This window comes from Myxococcota bacterium, assembly GCA_035498015.1.
Classification (GTDB): Bacteria; Myxococcota_A; UBA9160; order SZUA-336; family SZUA-336; genus VGRW01.
The window spans coordinates 1-13,814 of sequence record DATKAO010000167.1; the positions used below are offsets into that span (position 1 = coordinate 1).

Sequence of the window (13,814 nt, forward strand, 5' to 3'; positions counted from 1 at the left end):
GGTTCTGGCGGAGGGCATCGCGGAGCTGCTCGACCCCGCGGACCTCGAGGGCATGGAGGACGCCGAGCGCGACGACCACGGCCACGTGCGGCTGTCCGAGCTGCCGCTGGGCGACCTGCTCAAGCGCGAGATCAAGGCGCGTTTCGCAAGGCGCGGAATCACCGCGATCAAGGTGGTCGCGAAAGACATCGGCTACGAGCTGCGCTGCGCGCACCCGATCCCGTTCGACGCCGAGTACACGCGCGACCTGGGCTACGGCGCCGCGCGCGCGATCCTGGAGGGCGGCTCCAACTGCATGATCACGCGCCAGAACGGCGCGATCGTGACCATGCCGTTCTCGGAGCTCATGGACCCGAGGACCGGCCGCACGCGCGTGCGCCTGGTCGACACCACGTCGGAGTCGTACGAGGTCGCGCGCAAGTACATGATCCGGCTCGGGCCGAGTGACCTGGCCGATCCCCTCTGGCTGCAGACACTCGCCGAGGCCGGCAACACCAGCGCCGCGGATCTGCGCGAGCGCTTCGGGCGCGAGCAGTAGAGGAGGCGCCCCGCTCGCGCGGAGCGCCTCACTCCGGGGGTTGGAAGCACGCGGGCCAGGTCGCTGGGGCTGAGCAGCGGCCATCGACCCGCGCTTGGTACAGCATGGCATCGGGCCCTACGCCGGTCGGTGTCGGCGGTCACTCGGCTATGCTGGAATCCGCATGCGACCGCACGTGCTCGGCATCGACGAGGGACCGTTCGTCAAGAGTCAGCGCGAGCCCGTGCCGCTGGTGGCCGCGCTGTGCGAGGGCGGCGACCTGCTCGAAGCCGTTGCGCGCAGCGCGTTCGCCGTCGACGGCGACGGCGCTACGGAGTTCCTGGCGCGCTGGATCGGCGGGCTGCGCCTGTGCGCGAGCTTGCAGGCGGTTGCGCTGGGCGGGATCACGCTCGCGGGGCTGGGTCTGGTCGACGTGCGCGCGCTCGCCGACGCGCTCGGCGCGCCCGTGCTGGTGGTGACTCGCCGGCCGCCCGACAACGCTCGGCTGCGCGCTGCGCTCGAGGCGGCCGGGCTCCTGCCGCGCTTCGCGATCGCCGAGCGCTCGCCCGCGGCGTTCGACACCGGCGAAGGCGTCTGGCTGGCGCACGCCGGCGTGGAGCGCGCCGGAGCGCTGGCGCTGCTGCGCGCGTCGCGCAGCAAGGCCAAGCTGCCCGAGGCGCTGCGCGTCGCACACCTGTTCGCGACCGCGCTGGTGCGCGGCGAGTCATACGGCCGTGTGTGACTCGTCAGGAGGCGTAGTAGCGGCCGGGCGTCGTGCCCAGGACCTGGCGGAAACGCGAGATGAACGCGCTCGTGCTCTCGTAGCCGACCGCCAGCGCCACCTGGGTCACCGGCTCGCCGGCCGCCAGGAGCTCGAGCGCCTGCATGAGCCGGAGCTGCTGGCGCCAGGCGCCGAAGCTCATGGCGGTCTCGGCCAGGAACACGCGCTCGAGCGTGCGCTTGCTCGCGCCCACGCGGCGCGCGATCCGCTCCAGGCTCTCGCCCTCGCCCGGGTTCCGGCGCAGCCACTCCGCGGCGCGGCGCGCGCGCGAGTCGCGGGGCGCCGGAAGCTGCAGGGGAATCGATGGCAGCGCATCGAGCTGCTCGAGCAGGAGCCCGATCAGGTGCGCGTGCCCCGGCTCACCGTGGTAGAGCGGCGCGCGCTCCACCGCGTGCAGGATCAGCTCGCGCAGCAGGGGAGACACGTTCACGACCGCGCACTCCGTCGCGGCGAACGGCAGCTCGGTCGAGAGATACACGGTGCGCATCTCGACCTCGCCCGACATGGCGATCCGGTGCTCCACGCCCGGCGGCACGAGCACTGCGCGGTGTGCCGGCACGACCCACGTGCCCGACTCGGTGTGCACGGTCATCACGCCGCGCGAGGCGTAGACGAGCTGTGCGGTGGGATGCGTGTGCGGCGGGATCTCGTAGCCGCTCGAGTAGGTGGTCGCGATCGCCCAGACCCGGATGTCGGATTCGGGCCGCTCGACTTGTCGCAAGCTCGACATCGAGTGTCAGTATATCGCAAGCTCGCCAGCGCCTTTCTCGCCTAGCCTGCGCCCATGGCCAACAACGTCGCTCACTTCCACTTCGAGGCCGACGACCCGGCGCGCGCGAGGCGCTTCTACGAGGCGGTGTTCGGCTGGCGCTTCCGCGCCTTTGGGCCCCCCGACTTCTTCACGATCGCGACCGGCGACGACGCGCGCCCCGGGATCCACGGCTCGCTGAGCCGCCGCCCGCCGGGACACGGCGCCGGCGAGGGCGGCTTCGAGTGCACGATCTCGGTCGACGACGTGGACGCGATCGCCCGGGCGGTCACTGCTGCGGGCGGCAGGATCGTCATGCCGCGCAACGTGATCCACGGCGTGGGCGAGCACATCCGCTTCGAGGACACCGAGGGCAACGTGGTCGCCGCGCTGAAGTACTTCGACGAGAGCCAGCGCGGCTGACTCGGAGCTACCGGCTCGCGACGCGCGCGCGGAGCGCGGACCAGGCGTCGAGATAGCGCCCGAGATACGGCTTGCCCGCGGCCATCTCGCGCTCGACCAGCGACCACACCTCGGCCTGCTCCGCCTGGTAGCCGGCGGTCGTGAAGTAGCCGCCGAAGTGCGCCAGGCGCAGCCACACCAGATACGTGGTGAGCGCGTCCATCTCGTTGTAGGCGACGATCTCGGGCAGCCGGCCCTCGAGCCACATGCGCGCCACGTCGTTGCCGTCGACGTCGAGCTTGCCCGGAATCCCGCACTGCACGGCGATCTCGTGCAGCGAAGGCACGGCCTTGCCCCAGCCGCCGACGATCTGCTTCAGGTCGATGTTCGAGTCACTCGCGCGCGCGAAGTAGTCGGGGCCGTTCCAGGGCTTGTCGGGCCGGTCGGCGAAGTCCGTCGCCTGCACGCCCAGCACGAGCGCCCGCTGCACCAGGATCTTCAGGTCCGAGTCGTGCGAGTTGAAGCCCACGAGCTGGGGCTTGTACTTGCCCAGCGCCTCGAGGAAGCGCCCCACGACGTCGGCCTCGCGCGCCTCGTCGGGGTTTCTGGGCGCGTGCGGCAAGGACAGGAGCCGCAGCGCGCCCGGTCCGTCGTCGCGCGCGCGCCGCTCCACGACCGCGATCGAGACGATCCGACACACGGCGGTCTTCAGGAACGGAGTCGGGTCTTCCTCGGTCGCGCCGCCCGCGCGCCACATCTCGCGCAGCACGTCGGCGTCGGGGAGTGAGTCGGGCAGGTCGTAGAGCACGCGCCCGGCCAGCGGATCGGGCACCCACTCCAGGTCGAACGCCCAGACCCGCTCCGCGACCTCGCGAATCACCCGAGCGCCGCCTCGATCTCCGCCAGCAGGTGCTTCTCGGCGCGCGAGGTCGCGAGCACGCCGAGCACGCCGCCCGTCAGGTGCGCCACGCGCTTCGAACGCTCGATGATGTCGCGCTTCAGCGCGTCGTACGCGTCCGCGGGCATCTTGGCCTTCAGGCTCTTCACGTAGCCCATCCAGGCGTGCTTCAGCGTCGGCTCGGGCCGGGCGTCGAGCCACCCCTCGACCATCTGGAAGATCAGCGTGCCCTGGGTGAAGCCACGCTCCTCGGCGGCCCGCAGCACGGCAGCGCGCTCGTGCGCGCCGACCTTGCCGTCGCGCCAGGCCATGAGCACCAGGGGCGCGATCGTCAGCGCGACCAGGGTCTTGGCGTCGAGCCCCAGCCCGACGAGCTCGTCGAGGACATTGCCGTCTTCGATGCCGGTCACCGCGGTGAGGTCGGACTTCTTCTGCGCTGCGACTTCGCGCGCGCGCAGCTTGTCCATCAGCTCCTGGTTCTGCTTGTTGAAGAAGGCTTCCTCGAGCGCGTGCGCCCGCTTGTTCAGCTCGTCCGGCATGGGCCCTCCTTGGCTGGGGCGGAATATGGCGGCTCCCGCGTCCGGTCGCGAGGGCCGCACCCGTCCACTATCGTCGACCGGCGGACGATGAAGAAGCCCGTGGGTCTGTTGGGCGGAATGGAGATCCGCGTGCGCGATCCCTTTGCGGACCGGCGCTCGCGACTGGCCGAGCGCGTGCCCTACCTCGCGGCCGTCGTCGCGCCGAGCGACCCGCACCCCGAAGCCGGCCCGAACGGCGTGCTCGAGGTCGCGACTTACAACGTGCATCGCTTCTCGGGGCCGGGCGGCGGGAACCGCTGGAAGCCCGAGCTCGCGAGCGCGGTGATCGGCGAGCTCGCCACCGACGTGATCGCGCTGCAGGAGGTGCTGCGGCCCTTCGAGGAGCCCGACCCCCTGCCCTCGATCGCCAACGCGCTCGGGCTGTACCTCGCCTTCGTCTCCACGCGCGTACACCGCCGCGGCGAGCTCGGCAACGCGATCCTGTCGCGCTGGCCGCTCACTTCGGTGTTCGCGCTCGACCTCTCATTCTCGCGCCTGGAGCAGCGTTCGGCGATCGCGGCGCAGTTCGCGCGCGACGCGAGCCACGTCTCGATCGTCGCGACCCACCTGGCGCTGGTCGACCGCACGCGCCAGAAACAGGTGCACGAGTTACTCGAGCACCCGCAGCTCCAGGGGCCGACCGTTCTGTTGGGCGACATGAACGCCTGGCGCCGCTGCCCCGCGACGCGGCGGCTCGAGGACGAGCTCACGCAGCTGCACCACAACGACGCCTGGCCGGCGACCTTCCCGGCCGCCCGGCCCGTCCTGGCGCTGGACCGCGTGTACGCGCGCGGCGCGCGTGTGGCGCGCGTGCGCACCCACGCGAGCGAGGCCGCGCGCCGGGCTTCCGACCACTTGCCGGTCGTGGCCACGGTCGACTTGCACCCCGCCGAAGTCCCCTGACTCGCGCCCGTTCGGGTAGACTGTCTCGGTGAAGAAGATCCTGGTCGCCACGGACTTCTCGCCCCACGCCGACCGGGCGCTAGCGCACGCGCTCGAGCTCGCAAAGCTGTTCTCGGCCGGGCTCGAGCTGTTCTCCTCGGGCTACATCCCTGCGCCGGCGCTGGCCGCCGTCTCGCTCGGCATGGCGCCCGGCCTGATCGGCCAGGCGCGCAGCGAGACCGCGCAGAAGGTCGAGACACTCGCCGCGACCCTGCGCGCACGCGGCTTCGAGGCCGCGAGCTCGACCTCGACCGAGGAGCCGGCGGCAGCGATCACCGAGCGCGCCGCGGAGCTCGGCGCCGACCTGGTCGCGGTCGGCACGCGCGGCCACACGGGGCTCGCGCACGTGCTCCTGGGCAGCGTGGCGGAGCGCGTGGCGCAGCTCGCTCGCGCGGCGGTGCTGACCGCGCACGCGGACTCACCGGCGCCGGCGCCCTACCGCTCGGTGCTGGTGCCCACGGACTTCTCACCCGACTCCGACGCCGCCGTGGCCTGGGCGCGCGCGCTGGTGGCGCGCACCGGCGGGCGGCTGGTGCTCCTGCACGCCTACGACCTGCCCTCGATCGCAGTCACCGGCAGCGGCTTCGCGGTGGCGAGCGTGGAGAAGGCGCTGGCGGACTCGGCGCGGCAGAAGCTCGGCGAGCTGCGCGAGTCACTGAGCGGGATCCAGGTCGAGACCGTGATCTCCGCGGCGCAACCCGACCCGGCGATCTTCGAGGCCATCGAGCGCATGCACGCCGACGCGGTGGTCATGGGCACGCGCGGGCGCACGGGCCTCGCGCACGTGCTCATGGGCAGCACCGCCGAGCGCGTGATCCGCCGCGCGCACGTTCCGGTGATCAGCGTGAAGGCGGCCTCGCCCAAGCTCTAGGGATTCGCGAGCGCGAGCCTCCAGCACAGCGCGACGAACGCCACGCTGACCGCGCCGAACGCCCACTGCGCCGGGCCGCCGAGCGGCCGGGGCGCCGCGCGCGCGGCGACGAAGCCGACGCCCGCGCCCGCGGCCAGGCCGAAGACGTGGGCCGCCAGGTCGCTGCCCCGGCCCGTGCCCAGCATGGCCAGGAGCCCCAGCCCGCCCGCGAGCGGCAGCCACACGCGCGAGGCCCGCAGGCGGATGCGCTGGCGGCGCACGAGCTCGGTGGCAGCGAGCGCCCCGATCGCCCCGAACAGGGCGGTGGAGGCGCCGAGCGAGCGGTAGTGCGCGCCGTGCCACGCGGCCGCAAGCCCGTTCCCGACCAGCCCCGACGCGAGCAGGATCGCCCCACCCACGCCGGGGCCGTAGCGGCGGAACAAGAGACTCGCGAAGACCGCGCACGAGAAGGCGTTCCCCGCCGCGTGAGTCACATCGGAGTGCAGCGTGAGCGCGGTGACACAGCGCCACCACTCGCCCCCGAGCACGAGCCGCGCATCGTTCGCGCCGGCGCCGAAGATCGGGCTCGCGTCGGACCAGTCCCCCGTATACCACCAGCCCGCCAGGATCGCCGCGGCCAGCCACAGGCCGGCGCGTGTCTCGACCTCGGGCTCCGGCTCGGGCGGCGGCTCCGGCGGCGGCGCGTTCTCGCGCGCCCAGCTCTCGAGCGCGGCGTCGGCGCGCGCGCGGTCCGACGCGGCCAGCAGCACCTGCCAGGCGCCGTCGTCGCTCTGCACCTGATGGCGGATGCCCTCCGCGGCCAACACCAGCGAGATGCTCTCCGCAGCCCGCCGGCTGTCCGCGAGGATGCGCGAGTCTGCGCCGGAGTCACTCGCCTCGGGCATGCCCCGCCGCCGCGAAGTCTTGCGCGAGCACGGCCATGGCGAGCATGTCGAGCGGCTGCCCGTAGCGCAGCCGGTGCGCGCGCAGCACGCCCTCGGTGCGGAAGCCGCAGCGCTCGTAACAGCGGATGCCGCGCGCGTTGTCGGCGTCGGTGATCAGCGTGACGCGCCGCAGGCCGAGCTCGCCGAACGCGAAGCGCAAGAGCGTGACGATCGCGTCGCCGCCGAAGCCGCGCGCCCAGCAGGCGGGCTCGCCGATCAGGATCGCCAGCTCGGCGCGCCCGCAGGGATGGATCTCGCGCAGCCGCAGCTCGCCGATCGCACGGCCCTCTGCCTCGATCATGAAGCGCAGCTCGCCAGGGTCAGTGAGTCCCTGCGCCACGAGCTTGGCCATCTCGCTGCGACCCAGGAGCTCGGGCGGGTCCTCCGAGCGGTGCAGCCAGTGGCGCACCTGGGCGTCGGCGTTCCAGCGCGCCAGGAGCTCGGCGTGCTCGAGCCGCTGCGGCACCAGCCGCACGAGCCGGCCCTCGAGCGTGCGGTTCAGGATCACTGCGAGTCACTCCCGGTGTCCGGTCAGGATACCCGACGCGGCCCCGGCTGGCGTACGCTGTCGCCGTGGAGCCCACGGTGAGTGCCCGCGACGCGCGCCGCATGTTCCTGGCGGCCCAGGGCCTGTGCGACGACCCGGCGCGCCCAGCCAACCTGCGGGCGGTCGCCAAGCTGATCGACCGGCTCGGCTTCGTGCAGGTCGACTCGATCCAGCGCGTGGAGCGCGCCCACCACCTGATCCTCGGCGCGCGGCTCGATGGCTACCGGCCCGCCCTGCTGGACCGCCTGGCCTTCGAGCGCCGCGCGCTCTTCGAGCACTGGACGCACGACGCCGCCTACATCCCGGTGTCACTCTTCCCGCACTGGAAGCTGCGCTTCGAGCGGCGCGAGGTCGAGATGCGCCGCAAGCGCTGGTTCAAGACACGCATGGGCAAGGACCCCGACGCCGTGCTGGCGCGCGTGCACGCGCGCATCGTGCGCGAGGGCGCGCTGCGCGCGCGTGACTTCGAGCGCAGCCTCGCGCGCACCTCCGAGGGCTGGTGGGACTGGACGCCCGAGAAGACCGCGCTCGAGGTGCTGTGGCACTCGGGCCGGCTCGCGATCGCCGGCCGCGACCGCTTCGACAAGGTCTACGACCTGCTCGAGCGCGTGTTTCCAGACGCGCACGCGGCGCGCGCTCCCACGCGCGAGGCGCACGTCGACTGGGCGTGCAGCTCGGCGCTCGAGAGACTCGGCAGCGCCACGCCGTCGGAGCTGGCGTACTTCTGGGGCGGAATCGGCGTCGCCGAGGCCGTGGCCTGGTGCCGCGCGTCGGTCGAGCGCGGCAGCGCCGTGGCGGTGAAGCTCGCGGCCTCGAACGGAGCCCGGCCGGTCTCCGGCTTCGCGCCGCACGACTGGCAGGCGCGCCTGCGCCGTGCGCCCGACCCGCGCCCCGAGCTGCGCCTGCTCGCGCCCTTCGACCCCGTGCTGCGCGACCGCAAGCGACTCACTCGGCTGTTCGGCTTCGAGTACCGCTTCGAGGCGTTCACGCCCGCCGCCAAGCGCCGCTGGGGCTACTACGTGCTGCCGATCCTCGAGGGCGAGCGGCTGGTGGGCCGGCTCGATCCCCGCCACGACCGCGAGCGGAGCACGCTCGTGGTCGAGCGCGTGTGGTGGGAGCGCGGCGTACGCGCCACGGCGGCGCGCCGGCGCGGCCTCGCGCGCGCGCTCGAGAAGCTCGCGGCGCGCGTCGGCGCGGACTCGATCGAGCTCCCGCGCTGACTCAGATCCGGCGCGTCATCAGCGCCCGCTCGTGCACGGCAAAGCCCGAGCGCTCGTAGAGCGCCCGCGCGCGCGGGTTCACGTGGTCGACCTCGAGGTGCAGCGCGCCCACGCCCAGGTCGGCGCACAGCGCGGCCGCGTGCGCCAGCGCCTGCGTGCCCAGGCCGCGGCCGCGCCACGCTTCGCGCACGTAGAGCTCGTCGATGAACGCGTCGCGGCCCAGAAACTCGAGGCTGTAGCCCAGCGTGAGCACGTAGTAGCCCACGGCCCGTGACTCGAGCTCGATCAGCAACACGCGGCCGAAGTCGGGGTTCGCCAGGATCCCCTCGAGCGCGCGCCGCACCGCCGGCTCGACGAACGGAATGCGCTCGATGGCCCAGAACTCGCGCACGAACGACAGGAGCGGCTCGAGGTCGCGCGGCCCGGCGACGCGGAAGGCGGGGTTCATGGCGGCGCATTCTAGCCGCGTGGCATCATGGGGCGAGGAGAGCCGATGGCCGGTCCGATCCGCGGCAGCTGCCTGTGCGGCGGCATACGCTGGCAGTTCGAAGGCGACGCCTTCCTGTTCAATCACTGCCACTGCGTGCAGTGCCGCAAGTCGCACGGCGCCGCGTTCGCGAGCAACCTGCACCTGCGCCCGTCGCAGTTCCGCTGGCTGGGCGGCGAGGAGCTGGTGACTCGCTTCGAGTCGAGCCCGGGCGTGCGGCGCAGCTTCTGCGGGCGCTGCGGCGGCAACGTGGCGATCGTGCTCGACGACCAGGTGGTGGTGCCCGCGGCGAGCCTCGACGACCCGCTCGACGGGCGGCCCCAGGTCCACTTCTTCGCGGGCGAGAAAGTCCCGTGGCTCGAGATCGCCGACGGCGTGCCGGCCTTCCAGGCCTGGCCGCCCGCCAACTTCAAAGGAGAGTCCCGATGAACCGACTGCAGGGCAAAGTGGCGCTGGTGACCGGCGCGGCGCGCGGGCTGGGGCTCGCGATCGCGAAGCGCTTCGTCGAAGAAGGCGCGCAGGTCGTGATCAACGACGTCGACCTGGTCGCAGCCGAGAAGGCGGCGGCGCCGCTCGGCGGCCTGGGGCTCGCGGCCGACGTGTCGGACTCCGCGGCCGTGCGGAAGATGTTCGAGACGACGCAGCGCCGCCTCGGCCGGCTCGACGTGCTGGTGAACAACGCCGGTATCTCGGGCGTCGAGAACGACCCCGCGCTGCGCGCGAAGTTCCGCGACAAGCAGCTCCAGCAGGCGGCGGAGCTCGCGGCCGGCGGCCCGGTCAAGACCCACCTCGACGCGGCGGTCGAAGTGACCGACGATGCCTGGCACCGGATGCTCGCGGTGCACCTCGACGGAACTTTCTTCTGCTCGCGCGAGGCGCTGAAGATCATGAACCCGCAGATGTCGGGCTCGATCATCAACATGGGCTCGATCATGGGCACCGCGGGCGGCGCCGGTGCGGTCGCCTACTGCGCGGCCAAGGCAGGCATCCTGGGCTTCACGCGCTCGCTGGCGCGCGAGGTCGTGACCCGCAACATCCGCGTGAACGCGATCGCGCCGGGCTGGATCGACACCGACATGATCGCGTTCCTCGAGCAGATGAAGTCGATCATCGAGGCCTCGACGCCGATGCACCGACTGGGCGAGCCCGACGACATCGCCTGGGCCGCGGTGTATCTCGCCAGCGAGGAGGCCAAGTTCGTGACCGGTCAGGTGCTGTCGCCCAACGGCGGCTGGCACATGAGTCAGTGACTCCGTTCCGCGAGCGGCTCCTAGCCGCGTGGCAGCGCTCGGCCAGCCTGGCCTGCGTGGGGCTCGATCCCGACTCGACCAAGCTCCCGGCGCGTTTTGCGCGCGCCGCGGAGCCGATGTTCGAGTTCAACCGCGAGGTGATCGACGCCACGCACGACCTGGTCTGCGCCTACAAGCCGCAGATCGCCTTCTACAGCGCGGTCGGCGCCGAGCGCGAGCTCGAGAAGACGATCGCGCACATCCGCGCGCGCGCGCCGCAGGCGATCGTGATCCTGGACGCCAAGCGGGGCGACGTGGGCAACACGGCCGCGGCCTACGCGCGCGAGGCGTTCGAGCGCTACGACGCCGACGCAGTCACCGTGAACGCCTATCTCGGCGGCGACTCACTCGCGCCCTTCCTGGCCGACCCCGCGCGCGCCGCGCTGGTCCTGTGCCGCACCTCGAACCCGGGCGCGCGCGACCTGCAGGACCTGCGGGTCGACGGCCAGCCGCTCTACCGGCGCGTGGCCGAGCGCGCCGCGCGCGACTGGAACGCGCACCACAATCTGGGCCTGGTCGTGGGCGCGACCTACCCGCAGGAGCTGGCCGAGCTGCGCCAGGCGCACCCCGAGCTGCCCTTCCTGGTGCCGGGCGTGGGCGCGCAAGGCGGCGACGTGGCCGCGGTGGTCGCGGCGGGCGTCGACCCGAAAGGCCGCGGCCTGTTCATCTCCTCGTCGCGGGCGATCGTGTTCGCGGGCGACGCCGACGCGATCCGCGCCGCCGCGCAGGCCCTGCGCGACGAGATCAACCGCGCGCGCGGCTAGTGCGCTTGCGGAGGCCCCCGGCGCAGGAGCGCTTCACGCGGGGAAACGCTCCCCGACCCACTCCTCGCTGCGCCGCCACAGCGCCTCGGCGCGCGCCGGATCGAGCGCGTAGGCGCGCACGCCCGCGCTCGTCTGCGCGTCCTGGGTGAGCTTGGCGACGCTGCAGTCCTCGCAGTAGCGGCCGCCGATCTCGGCCGCGTCGGCGATGAACGCGGCCCAGACGCTCGTCGCCGCGCCCTGCTCCACCGACTTCATCTTCACCCCGCCGCGCGCCATGCGCGACACGAGCTCTTGCAGGGTCTGCTCGGTGAGGTGTCTCGAGAGCTCGGTGCGGATGCCGCCCGGATGGACCGCGCACGCGCGCACGCCGCGCGGCGCGAGCCGCCGGTCGAGCGCCACGGCGAACAGCACGTTCGCGGTCTTGGAGCGCCCGTAGGCGAGCCACGGGTCGTAGGGCGTGCGTGTGAAGCCGGGGTCTTCGAGGTCCACGTCGGCGAACCGGTGGCCGGACGACGACAGCACCACGACGCGCGCGGGTGCGCCGCGCACGAGCAGCGGCACGAGCCGGTTCACGAGCACGAAGTGACCCAGGTGGTTGGTACCGAACTGGGTCTCGAAGCCGTCGCGCGTCCTGCCCTGCGGCGCGGCCATGACTCCGGCGTTGGCGATCAGCGCGTGCAGCGGCCGGCCCTCGCCCAGCAGCCGGTCCGCACAGGCGCGCACGCTGGCGAGTGACTCGAGGTCGAGCTCGGCCACCTCGACCCGGGCGCCCGGCGCAGCGCCGGCGCGCGCGGCAGCGGCCGCGCGTTCGCCCTTGGCGGCGTCGCGGGCCGTGACGACGACGTGCGCCCCCGCGGCGGCCAGCGCGCGAGCGGTCTCCGCGCCCAGGCCGGCCGAGCCGCCCGTGATCAGGACCCGGCGCCCGGAGAGACTGACTCCCTCGAGCAGCTCGTTCGTGGTGGTCTCGCGCGAGAAGGTTCGGGGCACTCGGGGCTCCTGGCTGTGGGGGAGTCGCGGAAGCTTGGGCAGCGCGGGATCCATCGTAGCCCAGGGCTGCGCGCGGGAGACGTAGAGATTCCGGGCCGGCCGGAACGCCGCCGGGTCGTCGAGGCTGCCGGCGCGGATCGTGACCATCTCGGGCGCCACGCCCGGGCGGCCGAACAGCGGCGACCCGCAGTCGGCGCAGAAGAAGCGCGTGGTCGGATGCCCGCTGTCGGCGGTCACCGTGAAGCCGCGCGGGGCGCCGCGAGTCACTCGAAACGCGTCGGCCGGCACGCCCAGCACGGGGACGAAGCCAGCGCCTAACTCGCGCTGGCAGTCACGGCAGTGGCAACGGGCCGCGAACAGGGGCTCGGCGCTGCACTCGTAGCGGATCGCGCCGCAGGCGCAGCCGCCGCAGAAAGCGGGCATGCGCACAACCTAACACGCGGCTTGGCAGGATCCGCGCGGCGATTGGCCGACGGCGGCGCGAGCCGGCGGCTACCCTCCACGTCATGCGGCTTCTCCGGATCGCGCTCGCGGGAGTCGCCGTGCTCGCCGCGGCGGGCATCGGCGCCGCCCTCTTGGCGCTGCCCGCCGCGCGGCCGCGCGCTGCGGCCCTGCCCGAGATCTCCGAGGCCGAGCGGGCCGCGGTCGTGGCGCAGCTGCGGCCGCCCAAGCGCGCGCGCCCCCTGGTCGCGGTATTCGCCGCGAACGGCGGTACGGAGACCACGGACTTCGTGGTGCCGCTCGGCGTGCTGCGCGCCTCGCACAGCGCCGACGTGCTCGCGGTCGCGCTGCAGGACGCGCCGGTCGAGCTCCACCCCGCGCTGCGCGTGCGGCCGGACCTCGACGTCGCCGCCTTCGACGCGCGCTACGGCGACGGGGCCGACTACGTGATCGTGCCGGCGCTGCACGACGCCAAGGAGCCTGCGGCCCTCGCCTGGCTGCAGGCCCAGGCGCGCAAGGGCGCGACCATGGTCGGCATCTGCGACGGCGGCTGGGTGCTCGGCGCCGCCGGCCTGCTCGACGGCCGCGCCGCCACGAGTCACTGGCTGTGGGTGAGTCGCATGCCGAAGACCTTTCCCGGCATGACCTGGGTCACCGACCGGCGCTACGTGGTCGACCGCGGCGTGGCCACCACCACCGGCATCAGCGCGTCGATCCCGCTGTCGCTCACGTTGGTCGAAGCGATCGCCGGGCCGGAGCGCGCTGCGGAGGTCGCGCGCGAGTTCGGCGTGCCCGGCTTCGGCGCCGGCCACGTGAGCCGCGACTTCGCGCTCGACCGGCCCGCGGTCTTCACCGCAGCGCGCAACCTGCTGGCCTTCTGGAAGCACGAGACGCTCGAGCTCGAGCTGCGAGACGGGGTCGACGAGGTCGCCGTCGCGCTCGCCGCCGACGCCTGGCAGCGCACCTACCGCGCCTCGGTGCGCACGCTCGCGCCCGAGCCCGAGGTCCGCTCGCGCCGCGGCCTGCGCTTCCTGGCCGACGCCACGGGCACGGCCACGCACCCGATCGCGCTCCCGGCCGCGGGCAGCTCGACCGTGGACGCGGTGCTCCGCGACATCGACGCCCGCTACGGAGCACCGACCGCCGACTTCGTGGCGCTCCAGCTCGAATACGAGCCACCTGTCAAACCTCCTGCCCGTTGAGATAGTCTCAGGGGCATGGGTCGGACCAGTGACGCGCGCGAGCGCCTCATCGACGAGGCTTCGCGGCTCTTCCACGCGCGCAGCTACGAGAGCGTGGGCGTGCAGGAGCTGTGCGACGCCGCCGAGGTCAACAAGGGCAGCTTCTACCACTTCTTTCCGTCGAAGGAGGACCTGGCCGCGGCGGTGATCGACGCGCAGTGGGAGGCCACCCGCGAGG

At 73.2% G+C, this 13,814-nt stretch carries 18 protein-coding genes and 1 pseudogene; 11 read left to right on the forward strand and 8 right to left on the reverse strand.

Features of this window, described 5'->3' with window-relative positions:
* Together VMR86_14830 and VMR86_14835 are read left to right on the forward strand one after the other, a co-directional pair.
* A partial coding sequence (locus tag VMR86_14830) for a 6-phosphofructokinase (protein ID HTO08319.1) occupies positions 1 to 538 on the forward strand: 538 nt, incomplete at its 5' end.
* Positions 539 to 701: 163 nt separating this feature from the next.
* Positions 702 to 1,259, forward strand: a complete 558-nt coding sequence (locus VMR86_14835) for a DUF99 family protein (GenBank protein HTO08320.1) — start codon at positions 702 to 704, stop codon at positions 1,257 to 1,259.
* A 4-nt stretch (positions 1,260 to 1,263) separates the two neighbouring features.
* Here the strand turns inward: VMR86_14835 and VMR86_14840 are convergent, their stop codons facing one another.
* The gene (locus VMR86_14840) at positions 1,264 to 2,028 is read right to left on the reverse strand and encodes a helix-turn-helix transcriptional regulator (protein ID HTO08321.1); all 765 of its coding nucleotides are present in this window, start codon (positions 2,026 to 2,028) and stop codon (positions 1,264 to 1,266) included.
* 54 nt (positions 2,029 to 2,082) lie between these two features.
* On the opposite strand from VMR86_14840, the gene VMR86_14845 reads away from it, so the two are divergent.
* Complete coding sequence (locus tag VMR86_14845; GenBank protein HTO08322.1) at positions 2,083 to 2,469, forward strand: VOC family protein; 387 nt, start codon at positions 2,083 to 2,085, stop codon at positions 2,467 to 2,469.
* A 7-nt stretch (positions 2,470 to 2,476) separates the two neighbouring features.
* On the opposite strand, the gene VMR86_14850 is transcribed toward VMR86_14845, so the two are convergent.
* Together VMR86_14850 and VMR86_14855 are read right to left on the reverse strand one after the other, a co-directional pair.
* Entirely contained in the window at positions 2,477 to 3,328 is an 852-nt protein-coding gene (locus tag VMR86_14850; GenBank protein ID HTO08323.1) for a 3'-5' exonuclease, read from the reverse strand.
* Entirely contained in the window at positions 3,325 to 3,885 is a 561-nt protein-coding gene (locus tag VMR86_14855; protein ID HTO08324.1) for a hypothetical protein, read from the reverse strand. Before VMR86_14855 ends, VMR86_14850 begins: the two co-directional genes overlap by 4 nt.
* 87 nt (positions 3,886 to 3,972) lie before the next feature.
* Here VMR86_14855 and VMR86_14860 point away from each other — a divergent pair, with 87 nt between their 5' ends.
* Positions 3,973 to 4,827, forward strand: coding sequence for an endonuclease/exonuclease/phosphatase family protein (locus tag VMR86_14860; protein ID HTO08325.1), 855 nt, complete (start codon positions 3,973 to 3,975; stop codon positions 4,825 to 4,827).
* Positions 4,828 to 4,855: 28 nt separating this feature from the next.
* On the forward strand, positions 4,856 to 5,737 hold the full coding sequence (locus VMR86_14865) for a universal stress protein (protein HTO08326.1): 882 nt from the start codon (positions 4,856 to 4,858) through the stop codon (positions 5,735 to 5,737).
* Here the strand turns inward: VMR86_14865 and VMR86_14870 are convergent.
* A complete protein-coding gene (locus VMR86_14870) occupies positions 5,734 to 6,621 on the reverse strand; it encodes a rhomboid family intramembrane serine protease (GenBank protein ID HTO08327.1) in 888 nt (295 codons plus the stop codon). The genes VMR86_14865 and VMR86_14870 overlap by 4 nt on opposite strands.
* Positions 6,605 to 7,168: a GNAT family protein gene (locus tag VMR86_14875; GenBank protein HTO08328.1), complete on the reverse strand. Its 564-nt coding sequence runs from the start codon at positions 7,166 to 7,168 to the stop codon at positions 6,605 to 6,607. Before VMR86_14875 ends, VMR86_14870 begins: the two co-directional genes overlap by 17 nt.
* A 65-nt stretch (positions 7,169 to 7,233) precedes the next feature.
* On the opposite strand from VMR86_14875, the gene VMR86_14880 reads away from it, so the two are divergent.
* Entirely contained in the window at positions 7,234 to 8,427 is a 1,194-nt protein-coding gene (locus tag VMR86_14880) for a crosslink repair DNA glycosylase YcaQ family protein (protein HTO08329.1), read from the forward strand.
* A 1-nt stretch (position 8,428) separates the two neighbouring features.
* Here VMR86_14880 and VMR86_14885 read toward each other — a convergent pair whose 3' ends face one another.
* Complete coding sequence (locus tag VMR86_14885) at positions 8,429 to 8,875, reverse strand: GNAT family N-acetyltransferase (GenBank protein HTO08330.1); 447 nt, start codon at positions 8,873 to 8,875, stop codon at positions 8,429 to 8,431.
* Between the two features lie 45 nt (positions 8,876 to 8,920).
* On the opposite strand from VMR86_14885, the gene VMR86_14890 reads away from it, so the two are divergent.
* Genes VMR86_14890 through pyrF form a run of 3 tightly spaced genes read left to right on the forward strand, consistent with a single transcriptional unit; the run spans position 8,921 to position 10,967 of the window.
* Positions 8,921 to 9,343: a GFA family protein gene (locus VMR86_14890; GenBank protein ID HTO08331.1), complete on the forward strand. Its 423-nt coding sequence runs from the start codon at positions 8,921 to 8,923 to the stop codon at positions 9,341 to 9,343.
* The gene (locus tag VMR86_14895; GenBank protein HTO08332.1) at positions 9,340 to 10,164 is read left to right on the forward strand and encodes an SDR family NAD(P)-dependent oxidoreductase; all 825 of its coding nucleotides are present in this window, start codon (positions 9,340 to 9,342) and stop codon (positions 10,162 to 10,164) included. Before VMR86_14890 ends, VMR86_14895 begins: the two co-directional genes overlap by 4 nt.
* Positions 10,161 to 10,967, forward strand: a complete 807-nt coding sequence (pyrF, locus tag VMR86_14900) for an orotidine-5'-phosphate decarboxylase (protein ID HTO08333.1) — start codon at positions 10,161 to 10,163, stop codon at positions 10,965 to 10,967. The genes VMR86_14895 and pyrF overlap by 4 nt, the downstream gene beginning before the upstream one ends.
* A gap of 33 nt (positions 10,968 to 11,000) precedes the next feature.
* Here pyrF and VMR86_14905 read toward each other — a convergent pair whose 3' ends face one another.
* On the reverse strand, positions 11,001 to 11,954 hold the full coding sequence (locus tag VMR86_14905; protein ID HTO08334.1) for an SDR family NAD(P)-dependent oxidoreductase: 954 nt from the start codon (positions 11,952 to 11,954) through the stop codon (positions 11,001 to 11,003).
* A gap of 87 nt (positions 11,955 to 12,041) precedes the next feature.
* Positions 12,042 to 12,377, reverse strand: a pseudogene (locus tag VMR86_14910) (GFA family protein).
* A gap of 83 nt (positions 12,378 to 12,460) precedes the next feature.
* Here VMR86_14910 and VMR86_14915 point away from each other — a divergent pair.
* Positions 12,461 to 13,597: a DJ-1/PfpI family protein gene (locus VMR86_14915; GenBank protein HTO08335.1), complete on the forward strand. Its 1,137-nt coding sequence runs from the start codon at positions 12,461 to 12,463 to the stop codon at positions 13,595 to 13,597.
* A 15-nt stretch (positions 13,598 to 13,612) separates the two neighbouring features.
* Positions 13,613 to 13,814, forward strand: a 202-nt coding sequence (locus VMR86_14920) for a helix-turn-helix domain-containing protein (GenBank protein HTO08336.1), incomplete at its 3' end; no start/stop codon positions are given.

Coding starts and splice junctions, on each gene's coding strand:
- VMR86_14835 (HTO08320.1), top strand. CDS start 702: ATGCGACCGCACGTGCTCGGCATCGACGAGGGACCGTTCGTCAAGAGT.
- VMR86_14840 (HTO08321.1), bottom strand. CDS start 2,028: ATGTCGAGCTTGCGACAAGTCGAGCGGCCCGAATCCGACATCCGGGTC.
- VMR86_14845 (HTO08322.1), top strand. CDS start 2,083: ATGGCCAACAACGTCGCTCACTTCCACTTCGAGGCCGACGACCCGGCG.
- VMR86_14855 (HTO08324.1), bottom strand. CDS start 3,885: ATGCCGGACGAGCTGAACAAGCGGGCGCACGCGCTCGAGGAAGCCTTC.
- VMR86_14860 (HTO08325.1), top strand. CDS start 3,973: ATGAAGAAGCCCGTGGGTCTGTTGGGCGGAATGGAGATCCGCGTGCGC.
- VMR86_14870 (HTO08327.1), bottom strand. CDS start 6,621: ATGCCCGAGGCGAGTGACTCCGGCGCAGACTCGCGCATCCTCGCGGAC.
- VMR86_14885 (HTO08330.1), bottom strand. CDS start 8,875: ATGAACCCCGCCTTCCGCGTCGCCGGGCCGCGCGACCTCGAGCCGCTC.
- VMR86_14890 (HTO08331.1), top strand. CDS start 8,921: ATGGCCGGTCCGATCCGCGGCAGCTGCCTGTGCGGCGGCATACGCTGG.
- VMR86_14895 (HTO08332.1), top strand. CDS start 9,340: ATGAACCGACTGCAGGGCAAAGTGGCGCTGGTGACCGGCGCGGCGCGC.
- VMR86_14915 (HTO08335.1), top strand. CDS start 12,461: ATGCGGCTTCTCCGGATCGCGCTCGCGGGAGTCGCCGTGCTCGCCGCG.